This is a genomic window from Olleya sp. NP1-10, assembly GCF_055804415.1.
The window spans coordinates 3,546,203-3,570,143 of record NZ_CM147840.1; the positions used below are offsets into that span (position 1 = coordinate 3,546,203).

The following is a 23,941-nucleotide window of genomic DNA, read 5'->3' on the forward strand; positions in this document are numbered from 1 at the left end:
ATGCATTTACAAAGACTTTAACTGCACTTAACACTAATATTAGATTATTAAGACGTTATTAAGAAAAAACTTAATCAAACTTAGGCTGATAAGATTTAAGTAACAGCATCATCACATGTTCCATTTTGGTGAAATTTACTGTTTTACTGACTAATGCTTCCTGCTTAAAGTAATTAACAATTGTACCATCTTGATAACTACTAATAACAGCTGGATGTATATAATATTTTTTACACACATTGCGACTATTACCTAATTGCTGTGCTGCAATGTCTATAGCTTGAATTATATTTTTACTATTCTGTTTTATATTGGAAACATAACCAATAGATTTTAGGGTTTCAAAGCAAATAATACTTGCTGCCCAAGTCCTAAAGTCTTTTGCTGTAAATAAAGTTCCGCTTAAAGTTTTTAAATAATCATTTAACATAGCACTATCTACCTTGTGCTTTTCTCCAAATTCATCATAATACTGAAACAATTCCCAACCAGGTATGTCTTCACATTTATTAACTAAACGTATTAATTTCTTATTCCTTAATGAAATTTTATACTTCTTCCCTTTCTTTCCTGTAAATTCAAATAAAATTCTATCCTTATAAGTATTAACATGCTTACTTCTAAGTGTAGTTAAGCCATAAGTTTCATTTCGCTTTGCATACTGAGTATTACCAACTCTTATATGTGTTTCTTCCATTAATCTTACAATTAAAGCTAACACTTTAGTTTTAGTCCAAGTGTTTTGATCTAAATCCAAATCAACTTGAGCACGAATGTTTGGTAGCTGTTGACCAAACAAATACATTTTATAAAATTTAGTTTGATTCCTTATTTTATTCCATTTAGGATGGTAGCGGTATTGTTTACGTTTTTTAGCATCTCTTCCAACAACTTGAAGATGACCATTTTTTAATTCAGAAATCTTAACGTTATTCCAAGCTGGAGGTATAACTAAGTTATTTATTCTGCTTAGTTCCGTTTTTTCTTTAATAATTTTATTTTTCAATTTAAAAATAAAATTTTCATCCTGTCTTTCTCTAATAATTTTTAGATGAGACGGATTGGTATAAACCAAATCAAATTCTTCTATAACCTGTTCTGGTTGTAAAAGAATTTGATTGTAAATTTGTTTTGTTAAAGCCTTCAATTTGTTAAAATTAAAGGTTATTCACCATGAAATCACTATACTGTTTTGCTAAGCTTTCTTTTTCATTTTCATTAAAAACTTTTCCTGCTAATTGAAAAAAACGTGCTCCTCATCTTCCAAATGATGCTCAACTTTTTCTTTAAGATCTTTAGCTATCTTTAACCATGCAGACGAGCTGTAATCGGTTTCATCTAAGTGACTAATCAATTCATCAATTTCATGATGTTCAGCAATACCGTGTCTGGCTTTCTCTTGCATCATATCATTACTAATTAATGGCTTATAAAAATGACGCTCTTCAGCTTGAGCATGAATTTCTAACTCGTTTTTTAACGATTTGTAAATATCATCTCTTTGGTCACTATCGCCTTCTGTTTTAACAAGTCTATCAAGTAAATGACGTTGTGTATCGTGATCTTTTCTAATAGATTCAAATATAGTCATGGTGGTTGTTTTGTGGTTAATTATTTAATAATTCTTTTTAAAAGCATCATGGTACTAAACTTAGAAATCATTTTGTATCCAGTTTGTAACCAATTTGGTAGTTGGACTGCTTCTTTAAAGTCCCCTTTAATACCTTTAAGTTCTTCCCAAGCAATATCTTTTTCAAGACGTAAACGCTTTAAATTAATTTCAATATCTTCTTGTGTTTTGTATTGTGCCATAGTTATTCAAAAAAGTTTTAGATATAGATTGGATGACTTTATTATTTATGTGTTTTCTAGCAACGTATATGACAATTGCAAAAACAATAAAAAATAAACCAACTATTAAAAATCCGCCTGAATAACTATCTATTGCATTACCTAAAGCAATGGAAGCTGCTATTGCCATAAAAACAAAAGCAATCAAAATTAAACCACCAATTAAAAGTGCTTTTAAAACTAAACTTACTGATGTAGTTAGTTGCTCAAAAACTTTTAATTTGTAGTATTCATGAGATTTTTTAAGATATTCCTCTCCTTTATCTATAGCTTGATTGGACGAGTCTTGTATCGATTCAAATACAGTCATCTTATTTCTGAAGTTTTTTGTTCTTCAATTTTAATTCTTTCAACTTATTCTCTAAAGTTGTAATAACATCATCTGCTTTATAGCTTACATCAGATACTATGGATTCTAATTGAGTATCTAACGTATGTTTTTTAGAAGTCAAAGTACTTGTAACTTGATCTTTCATATGTAAAGCACTATCGGTTAACTTATCCTTAGTAGCAACTGCATCTTCTTTCAGTTTTTTTCTAGTATTGCTTCCTTTATCTGGCGCAAATAAAATTCCAACCGCTGTACCAATTGCTCCTCCTAATAATAATCCTAACGCTGTGTTTGTGTTCTTGCTCATTTTTCTTTTTGTTTTTTTGGTTAATAATTTTTGCTCTAAGAGGTCTCTCAAAGCAACTTACTCAAAGATAAAATTTTAACATTAAATAATTCTTAATAAAACTTTAAATAAACTGATAAATCTATGTTAAAACCCAAATTAACAAAGCTAAAAATACTGATTATTCATAATTTTAACAAAAACAAAAAGAAATGAAAAAGCAAGTTGAAACCTACAATCCTTATACAGGCGAAAAATTAAATTCTTACAACTTTAATTCTGATTCTGAAGTCAACTCAAAACTTGAAACTGCTAATCAAACGTTTAACGCATGGAGCAACAAGCCAATAGCACACAGGGTTAAACTTTTAAAAAATTTAGCTAATTTACTTGAAGACAATAAACAAGAGTATGCTAATTTAATGACTGAAGAAATGGGGAAACCCATATCCCAAAGTATAGCTGAAATCGAAAAATGCGCAACTTTATGTGATTTTTATATCGCTAATGCGGAAAACTTTTTAGCAGATCAAATTATTGAAACTGAAGCTTCAGAAAGTTTCATTAGCTACGATCCACTAGGAGCAATTTTAGCCATAATGCCTTGGAATTATCCATTTTGGCAAGTCTTCAGATTTGCTATTCCAACTTTAACCGCAGGTAATGTAGGTCTTTTAAAACATGCATCAAATGTAACCGGAACAGCTTTAGCCATTCAAAAACTTTTTACTGATGCTGGTTATCCTGAAGGTTGTTTTCAAACCTTAATCATTCAGCATGATCAAATGGACAGCTTATTAGAAAACGATACTATAAAAGCGGTGACATTAACTGGTAGCGAAAAAGCTGGTCGAAGCATTGCTGCTTTAGCAGGAAAAAACTTAAAAAAAACAGTCTTAGAGTTAGGAGGAAATAATGCATGCATCGTATTAGATGATGCTAATCTAGATAAACATATAGACACAATGGTAAATGCACGTATGCAAAATAATGGTCAAAGCTGTATTGCTGCAAAAAGATTTATTGTAACTAAAAATATTTATGACACATTCTTAACAAAGTTTACTAATAAAGTAAAAGACTTAAAACAAGCAAGCCCTAAGGACTCTGATGCTTACAGTACCTCAATGGCTAGAGAAGATTTAGCTAAAGAGCTAGAAGATCAAGTCTCTAAATCATTACAATTAGGAGCTAAAGTTCATTATGGTAACTTAAGAGACAAAGCAAAATACCAACCAACAATCATTACAGAAGTAACTACCGACATGCCTATATTTAAAGAAGAAACATTCGGTCCTGTTGCAGCAATAATTAAAGCAAAAGACAAAACCGAAGCTTTAAATCTTGCCAAAAATTCAAGATTTGGTCTAGGAACCATGATCTTCACCGAAGATATTGATAATATTTATCAAGACATTAGTCAAATTCCTGATGGTGCACTTTTTATAAACGAAATGGTTAAGTCAGACCCAAGATTACCCTTTGGTGGTACAAAAGCATCAGGTTACGGTAGAGAATTATCTAAAGAAGGCATTTTAGAATTTGTAAACACAAAAACAGTATATATTAACAAATAAAAAACTATGAGTTTAATTAAAGAAAAAGACGAAAACACAAAAGATTACATTTTGCAAAAAGATAAAACTACAAAACGTACAGGAGGGTTTGTAGTCACTGTACTAGCTATATTAGTAGTGGCTGTAATCGTATCAGGCTATATATTTAAGTGGTTTTAATATATAAAAAAAGCTTCAGTAAAAACTGAAGCTCTAAAAGTCGGGGTGGCAGGATTCGAACCTGCGGCCTCCACGTCCCAAACGTGGCGCGATAACCGGGCTACGCTACACCCCGAATTTGATTATCTTTCCTCAAAAACTATTTGTTTTTTTGGAGGTGCAAATATATAATTTTTCTTTAAACTAATGCTGTTTTTATTAAATTATTTTTAAAAATAAATCTAGCAAGAAAATTTCTACATTATCAGATTAAACTAATTTGCATTTACATATATATCAATAACAAACATCCTAAAGATTTTATTAAATTTGTACTTTAAAAGATTTAATAAAATATTATGCTAATTATAGGTATTGCAGGAGGAACAGGTTGCGGAAAAACAACGGTTGTTAATCAAATTTTAACCCAGTTGCCAGAAGGAGAAGTTGGTATTATTTCTCAAGATTCATATTATAAAGATACAAGTCATTTAACTTATGACGAGCGTATTAAAATCAACTTTGATCACCCAAGGTCAATAGATTTTGAATTATTAGAACAACATTTAAAAGAATTAAAACAAGGTCAACCTATTGAACAACCTGTATATTCGTTTGTAAAACACAACAGAACAGGTGATACCATCAGAACAAAACCTAGAAAGGTAATGATTGTTGAAGGTATTTTAATTTTAACACATCCTGAGTTAAGAGAAATGTTTGATATTAAAATATTTGTGCATGCGGATAGTGATGAGCGACTTATTAGAAGACTTAAACGCGACATTACTGAGCGTGGTAGAGATATTGACGAGGTTTTAACGCGCTATCAAAACACCCTTAAACCAATGCATCAGCAATTTATACAACCAATGATGGAGTATGCTGATATTATTATACCTAACAACAAGTATAATACGGTTGCTGTCGGTATTGTTAAAACTATTATTAACGAAAAACTTCAGTAATTAATATGAAATGGTTCAAAAACATATATATTCTTATCCTCATCATTTTTGGTGTATGGATGATATTTTTTGACACCAATTCTTTGCTAAACCATAATGATGTTAACCAAGAAAAAAGCAAATTGGAAGACGAAAAAGAATATTACAAAAAAGAAATCATTAAGGATAAGAAAGCTATCAAACGTTTGACTAGTGAAGAGGGATTAGAAACCTTTGCTAGAGAAAAATATTACATGAAAAAAGAGAACGAAGATATTTATATCATCGAGTATGCTGACAGTTTAAAGACTAATAACAATGAATAATTCACTTTTTTCCGCATTTGAAAAAGTATCGTCTAAAGCATGGAAACAAAAAATACATGTAGATTTAAAAGGTGCTGATTATAACGATACTTTAATTTGGAACACCAATCATGGTATAGATGTAAGACCATTTTATCATCAAGATGAAATGACTGAAACATTAACCATAAAACCACAACAATGGACGATTGGTCAAATTATATTTGTTCAGAATGAAAATGCTGCGAATCTAAAGGCTATTGATGCTTTAAGTAGAGGTGCACAAACAATAAAGTTTGTAATTCCAAATAGCTATATTTCAATTGAAAAAACATTATTAAATATCGACCTAAATACTGTTGATATTAAAATAGAACTTCAGTTTTTTGACCAAGAATATATAGATCAACTAGCTAAAATTTCTGCGAAAGCAATATTAATTATAGACCCAATTGGTCATTTTGCTAAATCAGGCAACTGGTTTAACACAACCAATAACAACTTAATAATTGGTAATACCATTACCATTAATACGGATACGTATCAAAATGCTGGAGCAAATATAACGCAACAATTAGCGTATGGTTTATCACATTTAAACGAATATTTTAATGTTGCCCAAGCTAACATTTCAGCAATACAACAAGTCACTTTTAATGTAGCTATTAGTACCAATTACTTTTTTGAAATTGCAAAACTTCGTGCTTTTCGTGCACTTTATAACACTTTAACAGCTGAGTATAATTGTGATGCAGATTTGGTTATAAATGCTATTCCTAGTAAACGTAATAAAACTATTTACGATTACAATACAAATATGCTTAGGACTACAACGGAATGTATGAGTGCTATTTTAGGTGGTGCCAATACCGTTTTTAACTTGCCATACGATGCGATTTACCATAAAGACAATGAGTTTGGCGAGCGTATTGCCAGAAACCAATTGTTAATTTTAAAAAATGAAAGCTATTTTGATATTGTCAATAATGCTTCTGACGGTAGTTATTACATCGAAACTTTAACCTCTCAATTAGCAGATAAAGCTTTAATTCTCTTTAAAGAGATTGAGGCTAACGGTGGTTTTATCGCTCAGTTAAAAGAAGGCAGTATTCAGAAAAAAATAAAAGAAAGCGCTACCAAAGAGCAAGAACAATTTGACAATGGACAAATCACTTTGTTAGGAACAAACAAACATCCTAATAAAAACGATAAAATGCAAAATGAGTTGGAATTGTATCCTTTTGTTAAAATGAACCCAAGACAAACTTTAATCGAACCTATTATAGAAAAAAGATTAGCCGAAACCCTTGAACAAAATCGTTTAAAAACCGAATAAAATCAAAACAACCATGAGTACACGTATTTTAAAAATTTCATTATTATTAATCATTGCTTTTAATTTAAGTTGTAATACAAATGAAGCTAAGCTTGAACAGTTTAAATACGCAGACCAAAAAGAAACCATAACTTGTAATACAGGTTATGACGCTATTTTAAAAGAAGCTTTGTATACTTTTGAGAGTGATATTATTAATAAATACGACCCAAAACAAAAAAACAAATTACGCGCTTATCGTGCATATATCAGTAATTACATTTCTAATAGAACCGCTTTAGAAGAAACTGTTTCACCTCACACAAAAGCTGTGTTTGATGTTTTAAAATCGAAAAAAACTTTATGGAATGGCAAACAATTAAATTACAGTAGTCCTGAAGTAACATGCATTATTGACAATTTAAACGACAAAAACTTAAAACAAACTATACAATCTTTATTGTCTGTTAACAGTATGAGTTCGGACTTATTTGCAGCACCATTAAGAAGTAGTACTGCGTACTCAAGAGATGCCTATTTAGCAACTTTTGTTGCTTTAGATTTATACTATTCTAAATTACATGATATAGATTTTTCTAAAGTTGATCTAACAGCAAACACGCCAAAACCAGAGCCAATAGACTTTAATAAGACGCCTGTTAAAACACCTTTAAAAGTTAAAGAACCTATTAATAGTAGTATTGACCACACAGGACATAATCATAACTAATAAAACAACTCTACTTAAACATAACACAGTTTGAAAATAAAAGTTTCAATATTAATAATTCTATTTATTTGTTTTTCTTGTGAAGAGAAAAAGAAACAAACTGTTGTCAAACAAGATATATTTGGTAAATATTTCAACTTAAAAAAAGATAATATTGATATATATTTACCTAACACTTTACAGCATTACAATTTAGTTGAATACAAAAGAATGCTTAATACTATTGAAGATTCAATAGCTAGAGAATCTGAAATATTGCGTTATAATATTTTAAAATATTCAAAAAAACGTGTACTTCTTTAGATCTGCAAATCACACAACAGATGTTTCTATAAAAATGATTGACTACTATCCTTTTAATAAAAAAGACTCAAATTATATGTCAGCATTATTAACACAGCATTGTCAAGAAACTGCTGAAACAACTAACAGTACGTGTACAAAGATAAAATCAGGGTATTCAGGAAACCATAAAACACAAGCTTTTATGGTTAAATTTAAAATTGATTCTGAAACAGAACCTTCTAGCTATTCAACGATATACGCTGTTAGTTCTAATTATAAATCTTTTATAATAACCTTTCGCTCTTTATTGAACAGAGATTATAATAAGTTCATTCAAAAAACCATAATTAACTAATGGCTAGAAAAGACCTTCAACATATAACCCTAAAATCTGACGCAAATAAGTCAAACACAAACAACAATACGTTTTTAACTGCAGAAGACATTAGTATTAAATCTGAATATTCTAAAGACGATTTAAGTCAAGTCAATCATATAGATTTTGTTGCTGGACTAGCACCTAATTTGCGTGGTCCTTACAGCACGATGTACGTTAGAAGACCTTGGACTATACGCCAATATGCAGGTTTTAGTACTGCTGAAGAAAGTAATGCCTTTTACAGACGTAATCTTGAAGCTGGTCAAAAAGGGCTATCAGTAGCTTTTGACTTAGCGACTCATAGAGGATATGATTCTGATCATCCACGTGTTGTTGGAGATGTTGGTAAAGCAGGAGTTGCGATAGACTCTGTTGAAGACATGAAAGTGTTATTTGATCAAATTCCATTAGATAAAATGTCTGTTTCAATGACCATGAATGGAGCTGTTTTACCTATTATGGCTTTTTATATTGTTGCAGCCGAAGAGCAAGGTGTTAAACCAGAATTACTAGCAGGAACTATTCAAAATGATATTTTAAAGGAGTTTATGGTACGTAATACCTACATCTATCCTCCTACCCCTTCCATGAAAATTATTTCGGATATTTTTGAATACACTAGTCAAAATATGCCTAAATTTAATAGTATTAGTATTTCTGGATATCATATGCAAGAAGCTGGAGCAACTTGTGATATTGAACTAGCATACACACTTGCTGATGGACTGGAATATATTAGAAAAGGACTAGCTGCAGGAATGGATATTGACACGTTTGCACCAAGATTATCCTTTTTCTGGGCAATAGGGATGAATCATTTTATGGAAATTGCAAAAATGCGATCTGCTAGAATGCTTTGGGCAAAATTAGTAAGTCAATTTAATCCTAAAAACCCTAAAAGTTTAGCGCTACGTACACATTGCCAAACTAGTGGATGGAGTTTAACCGAACAAGATCCTTTTAATAATGTAGCTAGAACAACCATTGAAGCTGCTGCTGCTGCTTTTGGTGGCACACAAAGCTTACACACCAATGCATTAGACGAAGCCATAGCATTACCTACAGATTTTTCTGCTAGAATTGCACGTAACACACAAATATTTTTACAAGAAGAAACTAATATTACTAAAACAGTTGATCCTTGGGCAGGAAGTTATTATGTCGAAAAACTTACTCATGATATTACTGAAAAAGCTTGGTCTTTAATTGAAGAAGTTGAAGCTTTAGGTGGTATGACAAAAGCAATTGAAGCAGGTATACCAAAGTTACGTATTGAAGAAGCTGCTGCTAGAAAACAAGCACGTATAGATTCCGGTCAAGATATAATTGTTGGTGTTAATAAATTTGTTTTGGATGAAGAGGATGCTATTGCAACGCTTGAAGTAGACAACCAAACTGTACGATTACAACAAATTGAAGGTTTAGAAAAGATAAAAGCGACTAGAGATACCAGTAAAGTCAATGATGCTTTAGCTAATTTAACTAAAGCTGCTAAAACAGGTCAAGAAAACTTATTAGCTTTAGCTGTAATTGCTGCTCGTGAAAGAGCTACTTTAGGTGAAATTAGTGATGCTCTTGAAGCTGAATTTGGACGTTACAAAGCACAAATAAAATCATTTTCTGGCGTGTATAGTAAAGAAATTAAAGATGATAAGTCTTTTGCAAAAGCAAGAGCATTTGCAGATCAATTTGCAGATCAAGATGGTAGAAGACCACGTATAATGATTGCAAAAATGGGACAAGATGGACATGATCGTGGTGCAAAAGTTGTAGCTACTGGCTATGCTGATGTAGGTTTTGATGTAGACATTGGACCGTTATTTCAAACTCCAGAAGAAGCTGCAAAACAAGCGGTAGAAAATGATGTACACATACTTGGTGTATCTTCTCTTGCTGCTGGACATAAAACATTAGTTCCGCAAGTTATTGAAGAACTAAAAAAATACGGTCGTGACGATATAATGGTAATTGTCGGTGGAGTGATACCAAAACAAGATTATCAATATTTATTTGATGCAGGTGCTGTTGCTGTTTTTGGACCTGGAACAAAAATTAGTGATGCTGCTATTAAAATTTTAGAGATTTTGATTGATTAATCCTTCATTAAATTCTTACATAAACAATCAAATTCAAATATAATTTATAAAAATATAAGTTTGTTTTTATTTTTTAAGCATAACTTTTATTAAAATAGAGGTTTATAATCAGGTTTATAAAGCATGGTTGTCTCATTTTATCTATTGTTAACAACTAAGGTTTTTATTAGTCATAAATAATTGTATTTTTACGCTGGTCTTTTAGCTTTTGTTAAAAGCTAAAATTTCAATAAAACCAAATCGAATTAATGGGTAAAATAATAGCAATTGCCAATCAAAAAGGTGGTGTTGGTAAAACAACAACCTCAGTAAACTTAGCAGCATCTCTAGGTGTTTTAGAAAAAAAGTCCTACTTATTGATGCAGATCCACAAGCTAATGCTACATCTGGTTTAGGTATAGATGTTGAAAGCGTAGATATTGGTACCTACCAATTATTAGAGCATACAAACTCGGCTGCACAAGCTGTATTAAAAACAGAGTCACCTAACCTTGATCTTATTCCTGCTCATATAGACTTAGTTGCTATTGAAATAGAACTTGTAGATAAAGACCAAAGAGAATACATGCTTAAAAAAGCATTAGAAGACATCAAAAATCAGTACGATTATATCTTAATTGACTGTGCGCCTTCTTTAGGATTACTTACCCTTAATGCTTTAACAGCCTCAGACGCTGTAATTATACCAATACAATGTGAGTATTTTGCATTAGAAGGTTTAGGAAAACTATTAAACACTGTGAAAAGTGTTCAAAAAATACATAATCCAGAATTAGATATTGAAGGGTTACTACTTACCATGTACGATTCTCGTTTACGTTTATCTAATCAAGTCGTAGAAGAAGTGCAAAAGCATTTTAACGACATGGTGTTTTCAACGATCATTCAACGTAATGTTAAGTTAAGTGAAGCCCCAAGTTATGGAGAAAGTATCATTAACTATGACGCGTCAAGTAAAGGTGCTAGTAACTATTTAAGTTTAGCAAAAGAAATTATTACAAAAAACTCCTAAAATATGGCGAAGGCAACAAAAAAACAGGCTTTAGGACGTGGACTTTCAGCATTATTAAAAGATCCAGAAAATGATATTCAAACTGCAAAAGATAAAAATGCAGATAAAGTAATAGGAAATATAGTCGAGTTAGATTTAGAGGCTATTGAAATGAATCCATTTCAGCCACGTACTAACTTTAACGAAGAAACTTTACGTGAATTAGCCTCTTCTATTAGAGAGTTAGGTGTTATACAGCCTATTACTGTTAGAAAATTAGGATTTGAAAAGTACCAACTAGTTTCTGGAGAACGTCGTTTTAGAGCATCTAAATCCATAGGGTTAGAAACCATACCTGCTTATATCAGGATAGCTAATGATCAGGAAAGTCTAACTATGGCATTGGTAGAAAATATCCAACGTCAAGATTTAGACCCTATCGAAATTGCTTTATCTTACCAACGTTTGATTGACGAAATTGAACTGACTCAAGACCAAATGAGTGAGCGTGTTGGAAAAAAACGTAGTACCATTTCTAACTATTTACGTCTTTTAAAATTAGATCCAATTATCCAAACAGGAATGCGTGACGGATTTTTATCTATGGGTCATGGTCGTGCTATAATTAATATTGAAGATCAAAACATACAGTTAGAAATTTATGAAAAAATATTAGCTAACAAACTTTCTGTTAGAGATACTGAAGCTTTAGTACGCAACTACAATACGACTAAAGAAGTCAAAATTCCTGTTAAAAAAGAAAAGGAACAATTACCAGTTTTTGTTAAAAAAGGGATTAGCACATTTTCTGAATACTTTGGTCATAAAATAGACGTTAAAGTATCTAATAATGGTAAAGGTAAAATTACGATTCCTTTTCATTCTGAAGAAGATTTTAATCGTATTAAAAAGCTAGTCGAAGGTGGTAAATAAGCCATATCTATTCTGTATTATATTCTGTTTATTTTGTGCAATTGGTTTTGCTCAAACAGATGATGCTGTCAAAACAACAGACAGTTCTAAATCATCAAAAAAGCTACCTAAATCTTTAAAACAAAAAAAGAGACAAACCTGTAATTATAGATAGTACAGTTATTAAAAAAACTAAAGCCTACGATCCTTTAGCGCCTTCAAAAGCTGCTTTCTATTCTGCTATTTTACCAGGTTTAGGCCAAGCTTACAATGGTAAATATTGGAAAATACCTATTGTCTATGCTGCATTAGGTACAGGTATATATTTTTATATAGACAATAACAACCAATACAAACGTGTTAGAGATGCTTATAAAAGACGTTTAGCTGGTTTTTCTGATGACGAGTTCCAAGATAGAATAACTGATGAAGGTTTACAAGAAGCTCAAAAAAACTATCGTAGAAATAAAGAATTATCACTTTTAGTCACCATAGGTATGTATGCTTTAAATATAATTGATGCCAATGTTGATGCGCATTTACTACAATATAATATTAACGACGATTTAAGTTTAAAACCACACTATCAAATCGAAGAAATTGATAATGTAGGTCGTGTAGGATTAACTTTAAATTTTCAATTTTAAAACTATAGTTTTCAACAACTCTGAAAACTAAAACACTATCATCTTATGAAAATAGCTTTACTAGGCTACGGTAAAATGGGAAAAGCAATTGAAGCCATAGCATTACAACGTGGTCATACCATAGTAATTAAAACTTCAAAAACAGATAATTACACTATAACTGATGCCGATGTAGCTATTGATTTTAGTGTCCCTTCTGCTGCATTTGGAAACATTAGTAACTGTATCAACAATCAAGTACCTGTTATATCTGGTACTACAGGATGGTTAGATCAATATAACGATGTGGTTTCGCTTTGCGAAAAACAAAAAGGAGCTTTTATTTATGCTTCTAATTTTAGTTTAGGAGTAAATATATTTTTTGAACTAAATGAAACTTTAGCAAAAATGATGTCCAAATTAAAGGATTACAAATTAGATATTGAAGAAATACATCATACTCAAAAATTAGATGCTCCTAGTGGTACAGCTATAACTTTAGCAGAAGGTATCATTAAAAATAATGAAGCTTACAAAGGTTGGGAATTAGATAAAGCTAATAATGACAATATACCTATAGTTGCTAAACGTATCCCTGAAGTCCCAGGAACGCATACTATAAGTTACACTAGTCCAATTGATACTATAAAAATTGAACACGAAGCACACAACAGGCAAGGTTTTGCGCTTGGTGCTGTTATAGCTGCAGAGTGGATTGCAGATAAAACTGGTGTTTTTACTATGAAAGATGTGTTAAATATTGGGTAACTTTATTAATTTTAACAACATTTGCATTAATAGATTAACCAAAAGACAATAATTTTTACCAATATGGACGTTACGCAGTGGATTATATTTTTTCTAGTTATTCAGGTTTTACATGGTTTAGCCACTTGGAAACTATACATTAAAGCTGGCAGACAAGCTTGGGAAGCATTTATTCCTGTTTATAATTCTGTAATTTTAATGAAAATTATTAACAGACCTTGGTGGTGGACAATTCTATTATTTTTACCAATTGTTAATCTAATTTTATTTCCAGTAATTTGGGTTGAAATTGCAAGAAGCTATGGCAAAAATTCTGCTATAGATACCTTTTTAGCTATTTTTACTTTTGGTTTTTATAGTTTTTATTTAAACTATGTCGCTAAGGATATCAACCATATAAAAGACAGAGATTTACAACCTAGAACAGAAGTTGGTGATTGGGTAAGCTCGATATTATTTGCAATTGTTGCAGCGACTATAGTGCATACTTATTTTATTCAGCCCTTTGTTATACCTACATCATCACTTGAAAAAACACTATTAGTAGGTGATTTTTTATTGGTAAGTAAAATACATTATGGAGCCAGAGCGCCTCAAACGACAGTAGCTTTACCAATGATACATGATGCAATACCTGGAAGTACTACGCCATCTTATCTTAAATTTCCACAATTACCAAAATTTAGATTTCCTGCTTTTCAAAGTATAAAACGTAATGATATTGTTGTCTTTAACTGGCCTGTAGATACCTTAGTAGACATAAATAATCCTTATGGAGAAGTAAGACACAAACCAATTGACAAAAAAACCAATTATGTAAAACGTTGTGTTGGATTACCTGGTGACAACCTATCTATTAAAGATGGTTATGTTTATATTAATGGAACTAAAAACCAATTACCAGATAGAGCTAAACTACAGTTTTTTTATAAAGTAGTATTAAACGGTGTTTCTCCAGAATCAATCTACCAAAAATATAACATTACAGAAAAATACGACCAATACGTTTTTAAAACTGAAACCGCTAATTTTAATAGACCTCAATTTCAGAATTACTTAAAAGTTAAAAAAATTGCAGTAGAGATTACAAAACAAGACTCTTTACAAGTTAATTTTACAGCTAATATTGATCAAGAATCTTTCAATTTACTTAAACTAGATATTGCTGAAAGTTTACTACACGTTAATCTTACAGAAGATTTGGCTACTATAATGAAAAGTGATCCTGACGTTAAAAGCGTTACTAAGGATTTATCTAATAGTACAACTGAAAACATTTTCCCAAATGCACCTGGATATACCTGGAACAGAGATAATTTTGGACCAATTTATATACCACAAGAAGGAAAATCTATTGATATTAATGTAGACAACTTACCAGTTTACAAACGCTTATTAACAGCCTATGAAGGCAATACAGTTAATGTAAAAGGGAATCAAGTCTTAATTAACGGAAGAGTTGCAACTTCATACACATTTAAACAAGACTATTATTGGATGATGGGAGACAATAGACATAACTCTCAAGATGCTAGAATGTGGGGATTTGTACCGTTTGATCATGTTGTTGGAAAACCAGTTTTTGTATGGATGAGTTATGATACTAATGGAAAAGGAATAAATAAAATACGTTGGAACAGATTATTTACAACTGTTGGTGGTGATGGTAAATTAACATCATATTTTATTCCGTTTTTGGTAGTCTTAGCTTTATTTTTTGGTTACAAAAAATTCAGGAAAAATAAAAAAGCGGCTTAATAATAAAAAGACATTAGTATACTAATATTAATTTTAGTGTGCTCTATTTTAAAATGAATATAGTACTGCATCCAACATATTTTCCAAGTATAGCACAATTTGTTGCTATAGCTAAAGCTGAAAGTCTGACGTTTGAAATACATGATAATTTTCAGAAACAGTCCTACAGAAATAGGACCTATATATATGGAGCAAACGGTAAGTTACAATTAAGTGTACCTATTATTCATAGTCACAAACAACGTCAGCTTTACAAAGATGTTAAAATTAGTGATGTAGATAATTGGCAAACTGTACACTGGAAAAGCTTAGAGTCTGCTTACCGAACGTCACCTTTTTTCGAATTTTATGAAGATGAATTACAGCCTCTTTTTGATTTAAAATCAGAATTTATTTTTGACCATAATCTTAAATGTTTTGAAATAGTCTGTGATTGTCTTCAGTTGGATATAACACCAAAATTCACAACGACCTTTAATAAGGAAACCAATGCAAACACAATAGATTATAGATTCTTATCTAAGGCGAGACAGCAACAAAATTTTAATTTTGAAGCTTACACACAAGTTTTTAGTCCCAAACATGGTTTCTTAAATAATTTAAGTATCCTAGATTTATTATTTAACGAAGGTACAAATGCTTTAAATTATCTTGAAAACCAAATGATAACACATAATGATTAGACCGTTTATACATTACGGAATTCATTTTTTACTACCACTTTTAGTAGCTTTGTTATTTTTTAAATCGAATTGGAAAAAAGCATATTTAATTATGCTTTCAGGATATTTAATAGACTTGGACCACTTATTAGCTACACCAATTTTTCAAGCTGATAGATGTAGCATAAACTTTCATCCTTTACACAGTTATTACGCTATAGCATTATATATTATTTTATTACTACCTAAAGCCACGAGGTTAATTGGTTTAGGATTAGTAATTCATATTATTGCAGACATTACAGACTGTTTTTTAATGTCTTACTAATTAAAATGAAATTTTAGTAAGAATAGGAAAGTGATCAGAGTATTGTACATCGTAAGTTTTAAAACTGTTGACATTCCAAGATTTATCGACTAAAATAAAATCTATACGCAACGGAAAAAACTTAAAGTTATATGTACGTCCAAAACCGTTACCTTGTTGCTTAAAAGCATCCTTCATGTCTCCTCTAATAGCTTTGTAAACGTATGAAAATGCAGAATTGTTAAAATCTCCACTTATAATGGATTTATGAGGACTTTGATTTTTATGTTTTAAAAATAATTCTGTTTGATTTTGCTGAAGTTTAAACGTCTCTCCTATTCCGTTTATCAGGTCTTCAGAGTTTTGAGTCGTTAAACTTTGTACTCTAGGATCAATTCTTAAAGATTGTAAATGCAAATTATACACTCTAACAGTATCTTTACCTTTAACAATATCTGCAAAAATAGCATTATTAGCTGTTTTAGGAAACTGAACAGAGCCAGAATTAACAATTGGATAGTGAGAGAATATAGCTTGTCCTATTTTTTTAGTTTTGTCATCCAGTTTTTTGTATTTGTATTTGTAAAACGAAAAATCAACACCGTCCTGCTCATGATATTCTTGAATACATAAAACATCAGGATTTTCATTCTTTACAAAATCTACAAGTTTTGTATCTATAGCATCATCTTCAATCCAATCGTAAAGGTTAAATAAACGCACATTATAATTCATTATAGATAAACTATCTGCATCATTTTCTTCCCAGTTAGAGAATTTGTACAACGATCCAAACAAAAAATAACCAACTGCTATAACTACTAAAGACAATAGCAATTGCTTTTTTATTTTAAGCAACCAATACACAAAAAACAAAACGTTAAGTAATATTAAAAAAGGAACTCCTAAGCTTAAAACAGATAATACTGCAAATGTTTTTGGCGGAATATTAGGCAAAACATAAGATAACAGCAATAAAAAAGCAACAATAGAATTTATGAAGAACACGACTTTCTCGAAAAAATTTAAATTCTTCATATTATTAATTATTTACCTGCTTTAAATAAAAACGCTTTTTCTTCTTTAGACAAACTATCATAACCACTTTTGCCTATTTTGTCTAATATAGTATCTACTTTTTTCTGATTATTAAATTGGTTAAACTCTTCTTTTTTATAACCAGCAACTTTCCCTTTTTGTTTATGTACAGTTTTTAAATTGGTAGTAGGACGACTTTTAAAAACACCAGAAATCCAATCCATAAAACGCGAAAAACCAGTACCAATATCATGGCCTTTTACTAGCTGTTTAGCATAGATAAAACCTAATAAAGCACCTCCTAAATGGGCTAAATTTCCACCAGCATTTTGACCACTAAATATATTAATAATATCAAATCCAATTAACACTGCTCCTATCCACCATAATTTTAAATTAAAGGTAAAAAACCTTAACTCCTTATTAGGCATATAAGTACACAAAAATATTAAAATAGCTCTTACTCCTGCAGATGCACCAATTAAATATGCTGGTTGCAAAAATAATTTTGGTAGCAAGTTATAACCCAATAAAAAAGCCAAACCTCCTGATATAATACCCATAAAATAGATATTAAGTGCCATTTTAGGACTAAATAAATTAAGCATGATTCTACCTAAAAAGTAAAGCCATAACATATTAAATATCAAGTGTAACGGATCAAAATGAAGAAACCCGTAGCTGATGATTGTCCATGGTTTATATAAAAAGCCAATAAAATCACTAGGTAGACGCAGCCAAACAAATAATTCAGGAACCAAACGCCTTAACAATAAAGCAAATAAAAACACTACAGCGTTAATTGCTATAATTTTTTCTAGGACATTTAGTCTAGCATATTTATATTTTAATTGCTGAATTTGATTCATATTACCTATCCCAACGGTTTTTATTAAATTGTGTTTTACGCCAATACCACATTATAAAAAAGCCAATAATCGCTCCTCCTACGTGAGCTAAATAAGCAGTATTACTTGGACTAAAAAACGACTGTCCTGTAAACGCGGAGATAACATCTAAAAGTATAATTCCTGGTATAAAATATTTAGCTTTTATCGGGATTGGTAAAAATATCATCATTAGCTCAGCATTTGGATTCATCATACCAAAAGCAGCTAAAACACCCATAATACATCCTGACGCACCAACCATTGTACTATTATTTATAAGTACATTAGTTTCAAATAAAGACTGAAATACAGATTGATTAATAACATTACTACTGATGTTATGATCTGCCATATACGTTGCTAATTGTTCTTGTAATAACTGACCTGTATATTGCTGACCATCTAAAATATTAAAATTTATAATATCATTAATAGCAGAACTACTTAACCCTGATTCTAGTAAGCTTTTTAAAGCTGGAAAATAATCCCAATAATATCCAGATAACTGAAACAAGACTGCTCCTAATCCAGCTGAAAAATATAAGAATAAAAATTTATTTCGACCTAAACGTTGCTCTACTGGGCTTCCAAACATCCATAAAGCAAACATATTAAATAACAAGTGTGTAAAACCACCATGCATAAACATGTGAGTAATCACTTGCCAAGGCTTAAAGGCGTCACTTGCAGGAAAATGCATTGCAAATAAATCGTAAAACAAACGTCCATCACCAACAGTCATTGTTCCAATAAACATTAGTACATTTATGATAATTAGGTGCTTGACTGTATCTGTTATTTTAATCATAACTTACATAAATTTTTTATCTAACTCATCCACAGTCATTGTTATAAATGTGGTTTTATTAGTAGGTGACACGTTAGGTTCTTTACAACCAAACAATCGGTTTACCAAATGCTCTTGCTCTGGATTGGTTAACGTTTGACCTGTTTTTATGGCTAAACTTTTTGCCATAGATTTAGCTAATAAATCTGTTGCCGAAAAATTACTGTCAGGCACTTCGTTTTCAACATCACTAATTAGCTGTTCTAAGATTATAGAGACTTCGCTTTCTGGTACATTTACTGGTACACCTGAAATTAAAATGGTATCATCTTTTATGGATTGAAATACAAACCCTGTAGATTCTAAATCTTCTTTTAATTGATTAATTAAGGCTATTTCTTGACTGGAAAAATGCAATTCTAACGGAAACAGTAATTGTTGGCTTACGCCTTCTTTTATAGTAATATGTCGCAAAAAATCTTCATATAAAACACGTTGATGTGCGCGATGCTGATCTATAACCAACATACCAGATTTAATGGTACTTATTATAAATTTATTATTTAATTGGTACGTAGTTTGCTTAGTTTCGACTTCATTTTCATTTTTAAAAATACTTTCATTTTCAGGTTGACTTTCAAAAGTAATTTCATCAAAATCTTTAGTCGTTTTAGTGCCTTTAGACTCTAAACCAACATATAAACTCTCCCAACTTGCTCCTGTATCTTTTTTAAAACTAGGACTAGCAATTGCTGTAGGTTTAGATACTGGTGTGTCATCCTTAAATGGATTAAAGCTTTGGTCTACCTCTACACTTGGCATACCTTTTTGCTCGTAGCTATAAGGTGTATCCAAATTAGCATCACGATCAAAATCCAAAACAGGTGCAATATTAAATTGTCCTAAACTATGTTTTACAGCGGATCTTAAAATAGCATACAACGTATGCTCATCATCAAATTTAATTTCGGTTTTTGTTGGATGAATATTAATATCTATAGTTTGCGGATTAACCGTTAAGTTTAAATAATAACTTGGTTGTGCTCCATCTTTTAGCAAACCTTCAAAAGCAGAATTAATTGCGTGATTTAAATACGCGCTTTTAATAAAACGGTTATTAACAAAAAAGAATTGCTCGTTTCTAGACTTTTTAGCAAACTCAGGTTTACCAACAAATCCAGATATGGTTAATACTTCTGTGGTTTCTTCTACAGGTACTAATTTTTCGTTTGTTTTATTTCCAAAAATATTTACAATACGTTGTCTGTAATTACTTTGAGGAAGGTTAAAAGTCTCGTTACCATTGCTAAACATTGAAAATGCAATGGATGGATGAGCTAATGCAACACGATGGAATTCGTCAATAATATGCCTAAGTTCAACTGTATTAGATTTTAAAAAATTACGTCTAGCAGGAATATTAAAAAACAAGTGTTTGACTGACAATGACGTCCCTTTTGGTGTAACAATAACGTCTTGGGTTTTAACTTCACTACCTTCTATAACTATAGTTGTACCAAGCTCTTCTTGGTCTTGTTTCGTTTTTAGCTCTACATGTGCAATTGCAGCAATACTTGCTAAAGCTTCACCTCTAAACCCTTTTGTATTAAGTTGAAATAAATCGTCAGCAGATTTTATTTTTGAAGTTGCATGACGCTCAAAACTAAGTCTTGCATCAGTTGCACTCATCCCCTTTCCGTTATCAATAACTTGAATTAGGGTTTTTCCTGCGTCTTTAATAATTAATTTAATGGAGTCTGAATTTGCATCAATTGCATTTTCAAGTAACTCTTTTACAACCGAAGCTGGTCGTTGCACTACTTCACCTGCAGCAATTTGATTAGCTACATGATCTGGTAATAATTGAATAATATCTGCCATACTTTAATTAGAGAAGAATATAGATAAATCAAAACCGATGATTAGTAAAAATAAAAATATTAATACAGCTACGATTATCAGTATACGTCTATTGGCTGCTTTATCTGGGCTATTTTTAAACTCATCAAAAGCATTATTAAATTTTTGTTTAAGATTTGGATTTTCACCAACTGTTGTTCTATGTTCATCAAACTTATGTTTGATTTCATACGGATTACCTTCACCTTTATAAAATCTAGGCGAGTAATTAAACTTTTTATTTTTACGTTTAGATAGTAATCCCATAGCGTTATCTATTTAATTTTGGTGTTTAAGTACACCATTACAATCAGCAAAACAGCTAACACACCAATAAGTAGAAACAATGTGTTTCCTTTTTTTGATTTTGAAGCTGTTCGTCTAGTTTCAGTCCAACTTGTATTTAAACTTTGTTTAAGTTTAGCTGCTGAGTTTTCGTCTTTTGAAAAACGAGACTGATAGTTAAATTTTTTATTTTGTTTTTGACCAAACAAGTCTAAGTAGTTTTTAAGTGAATACTACTCAAAAATACTGAAAATACTATAAAGCTATAGGTTAAGAATGCTAAAAATTGTTAACAGTCCTTAAGCATTACTACGTAATTGGGCCATTTTTAATGCTGCAACTGCTGCTTCAACACCTTTGTTACCAAGTTTACCTCCAGATCTATCAATAGCTTGTTGCATCGTATTATCGGTTAATAGGCAAAAAATAACAGGTGTCTCATCTATAACATTTAGGTCTTTAATACCTTGTGCTACAGCTTCACAAACAAAATCAAAATGTTTTGTTTCACCTTGCACTACGCTACCTATTGCTATAACTGCATCTACCATTTGGTTCTGCATTTTTTTACAACCATAAATTAGCTCATAACTTCCTGGAACATCCCAAATAGCTATGTTATCTTCATTTACACCATGTTTTATTAATGTGCTTTTGGCACCTTCTAATAAACCTTGAGTGATTTTTTCGTTCCATTCAGAAACAACAATCCCAAACCGAAATTGCTCTCCGTTTGGGATTGTTGCTTTATCGTATGCTGATAAATTTGTTGTTGCCATAGTATGTATTAGTTAGACATTGCCTTAGCTTTACCAATAAACACTTCTGCTTGAGTTGCTTCAGGTGAGCTTGGGTAATTGTCTTTTATTTTATTAAATAAATCTAATGCTTTTGATGCTTGGTTTAAATTTAAAGCAGTAATACCAGCTTTAAATAAATATGTTGGAGCAGTAAACTCGTTTTGACGTAAGTTAGCAGCTTCTATATAATAATCTAAAGCATTTTCTGCTTCTGTTAATTGCATAAAGGCATCACCAATTGCACCTTTAGCCATAGGAGCTAAAGTTTCGTCATCACTCTCAAACTTATCAAGATATGTGATAGCATTTTGGTAATCTTTAGTATTTAAATATGCCATTCCTGCATAATAGTTAGCTAAATTTCCTGCAGCAGTACCACTGTATTGGTCAGCTATATCGACCATACCTAATTTACCTTCTCCTCCTTTTAAAGACAACGTGTATAAAGAGTCCTGTCCAACTGTTGCTGTTACAGCATCGTTAAAGAATTTTTGTGCTTGGTACATTTCATTCATTGCTTCACCTTGATTAGGTTTAACAACAAATTGTTTATATCCTAAATATAGCAATGCTACAGCTGCTACAGCACCAATGATAATAAAAATATTTTTCTGATTTTTCTCAACAAATTCTTCTGCTTTATTAGCAGATTCATCTAAAGTATCAAAAACCTCAGCTGTTGTTGATGACGATGTGTCTTCAACCTCAATTTCCTTTTCTACTTTTGTTTTTGGTTTGTATCCTCTTTTCTTGTAAGTTGCCATATTAATTTTATTAATGCGCACAAAAATATAATTTTTCTTCAGAAATAAAAGGTTATTTATTTGATATTTTTCAATAATTTGCACATCCTTAAAAGGCCACCACATTAAAAGCCTTCCCTTTTAGAAATAACTCTATGATTTTAAAGTCTTTATCACTATTAAACTACAAAAATTTTGACTCAAAAACCTTTGCATTTAATGAGACTATTAACTGTTTGGTAGGTAATAATGGTGTCGGAAAAACCAATGTATTGGATGCAATCTATCATTTATCCTTTGGTAAAAGCTACTTTAACCCTGTCGCATCGCAGAACATTAAATATAACGAAGAGTTTTTTGTTATAAATGGTGAATATCATAAAGATAATAAAACCGAAAACATAGTTGTTAGTCTAAAAAAAGGACAAAAAAAGTTATCAAACGTAACACTAAAGCTTATGACAAATTTAGTGATCATATAGGCTTTTTACCTTTAGTTATAATAAGTCCAGCAGATAGAGATTTAATTATTGAAGGTAGTGACACAAGGCGTAAGTTTATAGATAGCGTAATTAGCCAAAGTGATAAAAATTATTTAAGTAGCCTTATTAATTACAACAAGATACTTTCGCAACGTAATTCGTTATTAAAATATTTTGCTGCAAATCACACTTATAACAACGACACTATTGAGGTTTACAACCAACAATTACAATTATATGGTACCGAAATTTTTGAAAAACGTAAACAATTTTTAGAAGACTTTATCCCGTTATTTAAAGCTCGTCATAAAGCTATAAGTAATAATAACGAAGAAGTTAGCTTAAACTACAAAAGTGATTTATTTACAAACGATTTAGAGCAATTACTAAGAAAATCCATTAATAAAGATAAAGCGCTACAATATACTAGTGTTGGTATACATAAAGATGACTTAGAGTTTAATATTGGAGACTATCCTATTAAAAAATTTGGTAGTCAAGGCCAACAAAAATCGTTTTTAATAGCATTAAAATTAGCACAATTTGATAGTATTAAGGCACTAAGTGGTGATAACCCTATATTATTATTGGATGACATTTTTGATAAGTTAGATGAAACACGTGTCGCACAAATTATAAAACTTGTAAATGACGAAAATTTTGGTCAGATTTTTATAAGCGATACACATGCAGAACGTACCGAAAACGCAGTAAAACAAGTGCATCAATCCTATGAAATTTTTAAACTTTAAC

At 30.9% G+C, this 23,941-nt stretch carries 28 protein-coding genes, 1 tRNA gene and 2 pseudogenes; 17 read left to right on the forward strand and 14 right to left on the reverse strand.

The genetic code is table 11. The features are described 5' to 3' along the window. Nucleotides 1-70: 70 nt before the first annotated feature. From AC0L4B_RS16750 to AC0L4B_RS16770, 5 genes are all read right to left on the reverse strand, one after another. Nucleotides 71-1,147, reverse strand: coding sequence for a DNA topoisomerase IB (locus tag AC0L4B_RS16750; protein ID WP_473437916.1), 1,077 nt, complete (start codon nucleotides 1,145-1,147; stop codon nucleotides 71-73). Nucleotides 1,148-1,234: 87 nt separating this feature from the next. Further along, on the reverse strand, nucleotides 1,235-1,591 hold the full coding sequence (locus tag AC0L4B_RS16755; protein WP_473437917.1) for a hemerythrin domain-containing protein: 357 nt from the start codon (nucleotides 1,589-1,591) through the stop codon (nucleotides 1,235-1,237). A 20-nt stretch (nucleotides 1,592-1,611) separates the two neighbouring features. Beyond that, complete coding sequence (locus AC0L4B_RS16760; RefSeq protein WP_028290491.1) at nucleotides 1,612-1,812, reverse strand: hypothetical protein; 201 nt, start codon at nucleotides 1,810-1,812, stop codon at nucleotides 1,612-1,614. Further along, nucleotides 1,781-2,161, reverse strand: a complete 381-nt coding sequence (locus tag AC0L4B_RS16765) for a hypothetical protein (RefSeq protein WP_473437918.1) — start codon at nucleotides 2,159-2,161, stop codon at nucleotides 1,781-1,783. The genes AC0L4B_RS16760 and AC0L4B_RS16765 overlap by 32 nt, the downstream gene beginning before the upstream one ends. 1 nt (nucleotide 2,162) lies before the next feature. Next, nucleotides 2,163-2,489 carry a YtxH domain-containing protein gene (locus tag AC0L4B_RS16770; protein ID WP_028290493.1) on the reverse strand — a complete coding sequence of 109 codons (327 nt, stop codon included), beginning with the start codon at nucleotides 2,487-2,489 and terminating at the stop codon, nucleotides 2,163-2,165. Between the two features lie 191 nt (nucleotides 2,490-2,680). Between AC0L4B_RS16770 and AC0L4B_RS16775 the strand changes: the two genes are divergently transcribed. Further along, a complete protein-coding gene (locus AC0L4B_RS16775; RefSeq protein WP_473437919.1) occupies nucleotides 2,681-4,045 on the forward strand; it encodes an NAD-dependent succinate-semialdehyde dehydrogenase in 1,365 nt (454 codons plus the stop codon). A 6-nt stretch (nucleotides 4,046-4,051) separates the two neighbouring features. Continuing rightward, the gene (locus tag AC0L4B_RS16780; protein WP_473437920.1) at nucleotides 4,052-4,204 is read left to right on the forward strand and encodes a hypothetical protein; all 153 of its coding nucleotides are present in this window, start codon (nucleotides 4,052-4,054) and stop codon (nucleotides 4,202-4,204) included. Nucleotides 4,205-4,244: 40 nt separating this feature from the next. On the opposite strand, the gene AC0L4B_RS16785 is transcribed toward AC0L4B_RS16780, so the two are convergent. Continuing rightward, nucleotides 4,245-4,319, reverse strand: a tRNA-Pro gene (locus tag AC0L4B_RS16785). Nucleotides 4,320-4,542: 223 nt separating this feature from the next. Between AC0L4B_RS16785 and udk the strand changes: the two genes are divergently transcribed. The 14 genes and pseudogenes from udk to AC0L4B_RS16855 all read left to right on the forward strand — a co-directional run bounded on the left by udk (nucleotide 4,543) and on the right by AC0L4B_RS16855 (nucleotide 16,285). Then, nucleotides 4,543-5,151, forward strand: coding sequence for a uridine kinase (gene udk, locus AC0L4B_RS16790; RefSeq protein ID WP_028607778.1), 609 nt, complete (start codon nucleotides 4,543-4,545; stop codon nucleotides 5,149-5,151). Between the two features lie 5 nt (nucleotides 5,152-5,156). Beyond that, complete coding sequence (locus tag AC0L4B_RS16795; protein ID WP_473437921.1) at nucleotides 5,157-5,456, forward strand: FtsB family cell division protein; 300 nt, start codon at nucleotides 5,157-5,159, stop codon at nucleotides 5,454-5,456. Beyond that, nucleotides 5,449-6,771, forward strand: coding sequence for a methylmalonyl-CoA mutase subunit beta (locus AC0L4B_RS16800; protein WP_473437922.1), 1,323 nt, complete (start codon nucleotides 5,449-5,451; stop codon nucleotides 6,769-6,771). The genes AC0L4B_RS16795 and AC0L4B_RS16800 overlap by 8 nt, the downstream gene beginning before the upstream one ends. A gap of 13 nt (nucleotides 6,772-6,784) precedes the next feature. After that, nucleotides 6,785-7,480 (forward strand): hypothetical protein, encoded by a 696-nt coding sequence (locus AC0L4B_RS16805; RefSeq protein ID WP_473437923.1) that lies wholly within the window; start codon nucleotides 6,785-6,787, stop codon nucleotides 7,478-7,480. 30 nt (nucleotides 7,481-7,510) lie between these two features. Beyond that, a complete protein-coding gene (locus AC0L4B_RS16810; protein ID WP_473437924.1) occupies nucleotides 7,511-7,783 on the forward strand; it encodes a hypothetical protein in 273 nt (90 codons plus the stop codon). After that, entirely contained in the window at nucleotides 7,770-8,120 is a 351-nt protein-coding gene (locus tag AC0L4B_RS16815; protein ID WP_473437925.1) for a hypothetical protein, read from the forward strand. Before AC0L4B_RS16810 ends, AC0L4B_RS16815 begins: the two co-directional genes overlap by 14 nt. Then, nucleotides 8,120-10,240 carry a methylmalonyl-CoA mutase gene (scpA, locus tag AC0L4B_RS16820; RefSeq protein ID WP_473437926.1) on the forward strand — a complete coding sequence of 707 codons (2,121 nt, stop codon included), beginning with the start codon at nucleotides 8,120-8,122 and terminating at the stop codon, nucleotides 10,238-10,240. The genes AC0L4B_RS16815 and scpA overlap by 1 nt, the downstream gene beginning before the upstream one ends. A gap of 248 nt (nucleotides 10,241-10,488) precedes the next feature. After that, nucleotides 10,489-11,252, forward strand: a pseudogene (locus AC0L4B_RS16825) (ParA family protein). Between the two features lie 3 nt (nucleotides 11,253-11,255). After that, a complete protein-coding gene (locus AC0L4B_RS16830; protein ID WP_473437927.1) occupies nucleotides 11,256-12,164 on the forward strand; it encodes a ParB/RepB/Spo0J family partition protein in 909 nt (302 codons plus the stop codon). 221 nt (nucleotides 12,165-12,385) lie between these two features. Next, nucleotides 12,386-12,790 (forward strand): DUF5683 domain-containing protein, encoded by a 405-nt coding sequence (locus AC0L4B_RS16835; RefSeq protein WP_473439462.1) that lies wholly within the window; start codon nucleotides 12,386-12,388, stop codon nucleotides 12,788-12,790. Between the two features lie 45 nt (nucleotides 12,791-12,835). Beyond that, entirely contained in the window at nucleotides 12,836-13,537 is a 702-nt protein-coding gene (dapB, locus tag AC0L4B_RS16840) for a 4-hydroxy-tetrahydrodipicolinate reductase (RefSeq protein WP_473437928.1), read from the forward strand. A gap of 63 nt (nucleotides 13,538-13,600) precedes the next feature. Then, nucleotides 13,601-15,295, forward strand: coding sequence for a signal peptidase I (gene lepB / locus AC0L4B_RS16845; protein ID WP_473437929.1), 1,695 nt, complete (start codon nucleotides 13,601-13,603; stop codon nucleotides 15,293-15,295). Between the two features lie 53 nt (nucleotides 15,296-15,348). Further along, nucleotides 15,349-15,978, forward strand: coding sequence for a WbqC family protein (locus tag AC0L4B_RS16850; RefSeq protein ID WP_473437930.1), 630 nt, complete (start codon nucleotides 15,349-15,351; stop codon nucleotides 15,976-15,978). Further along, entirely contained in the window at nucleotides 15,971-16,285 is a 315-nt protein-coding gene (locus AC0L4B_RS16855) for a DUF6122 family protein (RefSeq protein ID WP_473437931.1), read from the forward strand. The genes AC0L4B_RS16850 and AC0L4B_RS16855 overlap by 8 nt, the downstream gene beginning before the upstream one ends. Here AC0L4B_RS16855 and AC0L4B_RS16860 read toward each other — a convergent pair whose 3' ends face one another. From AC0L4B_RS16860 to AC0L4B_RS16895, 8 genes are all read right to left on the reverse strand, one after another. Then, nucleotides 16,286-17,302 (reverse strand): endonuclease/exonuclease/phosphatase family protein, encoded by a 1,017-nt coding sequence (locus tag AC0L4B_RS16860; protein WP_473437932.1) that lies wholly within the window; start codon nucleotides 17,300-17,302, stop codon nucleotides 16,286-16,288. A gap of 8 nt (nucleotides 17,303-17,310) precedes the next feature. Continuing rightward, nucleotides 17,311-18,171: a rhomboid family intramembrane serine protease gene (locus tag AC0L4B_RS16865; protein WP_473437933.1), complete on the reverse strand. Its 861-nt coding sequence runs from the start codon at nucleotides 18,169-18,171 to the stop codon at nucleotides 17,311-17,313. A 1-nt stretch (nucleotide 18,172) separates the two neighbouring features. After that, entirely contained in the window at nucleotides 18,173-19,000 is an 828-nt protein-coding gene (locus AC0L4B_RS16870) for a rhomboid family intramembrane serine protease (RefSeq protein ID WP_473437934.1), read from the reverse strand. A gap of 3 nt (nucleotides 19,001-19,003) precedes the next feature. Further along, a complete protein-coding gene (gene mutL, locus AC0L4B_RS16875) occupies nucleotides 19,004-20,860 on the reverse strand; it encodes a DNA mismatch repair endonuclease MutL (RefSeq protein ID WP_473437935.1) in 1,857 nt (618 codons plus the stop codon). Nucleotides 20,861-20,863: 3 nt separating this feature from the next. Continuing rightward, a complete protein-coding gene (locus tag AC0L4B_RS16880) occupies nucleotides 20,864-21,145 on the reverse strand; it encodes a riboflavin synthase subunit beta (RefSeq protein ID WP_473437936.1) in 282 nt (93 codons plus the stop codon). 8 nt (nucleotides 21,146-21,153) lie between these two features. Continuing rightward, the gene (locus AC0L4B_RS16885; protein WP_028607764.1) at nucleotides 21,154-21,372 is read right to left on the reverse strand and encodes a hypothetical protein; all 219 of its coding nucleotides are present in this window, start codon (nucleotides 21,370-21,372) and stop codon (nucleotides 21,154-21,156) included. A 90-nt stretch (nucleotides 21,373-21,462) separates the two neighbouring features. Beyond that, entirely contained in the window at nucleotides 21,463-21,942 is a 480-nt protein-coding gene (gene ribH, locus AC0L4B_RS16890; protein ID WP_473437937.1) for a 6,7-dimethyl-8-ribityllumazine synthase, read from the reverse strand. 8 nt (nucleotides 21,943-21,950) lie between these two features. Continuing rightward, on the reverse strand, nucleotides 21,951-22,727 hold the full coding sequence (locus AC0L4B_RS16895) for a tetratricopeptide repeat protein (protein WP_473439463.1): 777 nt from the start codon (nucleotides 22,725-22,727) through the stop codon (nucleotides 21,951-21,953). A 134-nt stretch (nucleotides 22,728-22,861) separates the two neighbouring features. Between AC0L4B_RS16895 and recF the strand changes: the two are divergent. Next, nucleotides 22,862-23,940, forward strand: a pseudogene (recF, locus tag AC0L4B_RS16900) (DNA replication/repair protein RecF). Nucleotide 23,941 lies beyond the last annotated feature (1 nt).

What these genes read in the sequence shown, in the direction of transcription:
- AC0L4B_RS16755 (WP_473437917.1), bottom strand. Translation starts at nt 1,591, where the DNA reads ATGACTATATTTGAATCTATTAGAAAAGATCACGATACACAACGTCAT.
- AC0L4B_RS16760 (WP_028290491.1), bottom strand. Translation starts at nt 1,812, where the DNA reads ATGGCACAATACAAAACACAAGAAGATATTGAAATTAATTTAAAGCGT.
- AC0L4B_RS16765 (WP_473437918.1), bottom strand. Translation starts at nt 2,161, where the DNA reads ATGACTGTATTTGAATCGATACAAGACTCGTCCAATCAAGCTATAGAT.
- AC0L4B_RS16770 (WP_028290493.1), bottom strand. Translation starts at nt 2,489, where the DNA reads ATGAGCAAGAACACAAACACAGCGTTAGGATTATTATTAGGAGGAGCA.
- AC0L4B_RS16775 (WP_473437919.1), top strand. Translation starts at nt 2,681, where the DNA reads ATGAAAAAGCAAGTTGAAACCTACAATCCTTATACAGGCGAAAAATTA.
- AC0L4B_RS16780 (WP_473437920.1), top strand. Translation starts at nt 4,052, where the DNA reads ATGAGTTTAATTAAAGAAAAAGACGAAAACACAAAAGATTACATTTTG.
- udk (WP_028607778.1), top strand. Translation starts at nt 4,543, where the DNA reads ATGCTAATTATAGGTATTGCAGGAGGAACAGGTTGCGGAAAAACAACG.
- AC0L4B_RS16795 (WP_473437921.1), top strand. Translation starts at nt 5,157, where the DNA reads ATGAAATGGTTCAAAAACATATATATTCTTATCCTCATCATTTTTGGT.
- AC0L4B_RS16800 (WP_473437922.1), top strand. Translation starts at nt 5,449, where the DNA reads ATGAATAATTCACTTTTTTCCGCATTTGAAAAAGTATCGTCTAAAGCA.
- AC0L4B_RS16805 (WP_473437923.1), top strand. Translation starts at nt 6,785, where the DNA reads ATGAGTACACGTATTTTAAAAATTTCATTATTATTAATCATTGCTTTT.
- scpA (WP_473437926.1), top strand. Translation starts at nt 8,120, where the DNA reads ATGGCTAGAAAAGACCTTCAACATATAACCCTAAAATCTGACGCAAAT.
- AC0L4B_RS16830 (WP_473437927.1), top strand. Translation starts at nt 11,256, where the DNA reads ATGGCGAAGGCAACAAAAAAACAGGCTTTAGGACGTGGACTTTCAGCA.
- dapB (WP_473437928.1), top strand. Translation starts at nt 12,836, where the DNA reads ATGAAAATAGCTTTACTAGGCTACGGTAAAATGGGAAAAGCAATTGAA.
- lepB (WP_473437929.1), top strand. Translation starts at nt 13,601, where the DNA reads ATGGACGTTACGCAGTGGATTATATTTTTTCTAGTTATTCAGGTTTTA.
- AC0L4B_RS16850 (WP_473437930.1), top strand. Translation starts at nt 15,349, where the DNA reads ATGAATATAGTACTGCATCCAACATATTTTCCAAGTATAGCACAATTT.
- AC0L4B_RS16855 (WP_473437931.1), top strand. Translation starts at nt 15,971, where the DNA reads ATGATTAGACCGTTTATACATTACGGAATTCATTTTTTACTACCACTT.
- AC0L4B_RS16860 (WP_473437932.1), bottom strand. Translation starts at nt 17,302, where the DNA reads ATGAAGAATTTAAATTTTTTCGAGAAAGTCGTGTTCTTCATAAATTCT.
- AC0L4B_RS16865 (WP_473437933.1), bottom strand. Translation starts at nt 18,171, where the DNA reads ATGAATCAAATTCAGCAATTAAAATATAAATATGCTAGACTAAATGTC.
- AC0L4B_RS16870 (WP_473437934.1), bottom strand. Translation starts at nt 19,000, where the DNA reads ATGATTAAAATAACAGATACAGTCAAGCACCTAATTATCATAAATGTA.
- mutL (WP_473437935.1), bottom strand. Translation starts at nt 20,860, where the DNA reads ATGGCAGATATTATTCAATTATTACCAGATCATGTAGCTAATCAAATT.
- AC0L4B_RS16880 (WP_473437936.1), bottom strand. Translation starts at nt 21,145, where the DNA reads ATGGGATTACTATCTAAACGTAAAAATAAAAAGTTTAATTACTCGCCT.
- ribH (WP_473437937.1), bottom strand. Translation starts at nt 21,942, where the DNA reads ATGGCAACAACAAATTTATCAGCATACGATAAAGCAACAATCCCAAAC.
- AC0L4B_RS16895 (WP_473439463.1), bottom strand. Translation starts at nt 22,727, where the DNA reads ATGGCAACTTACAAGAAAAGAGGATACAAACCAAAAACAAAAGTAGAA.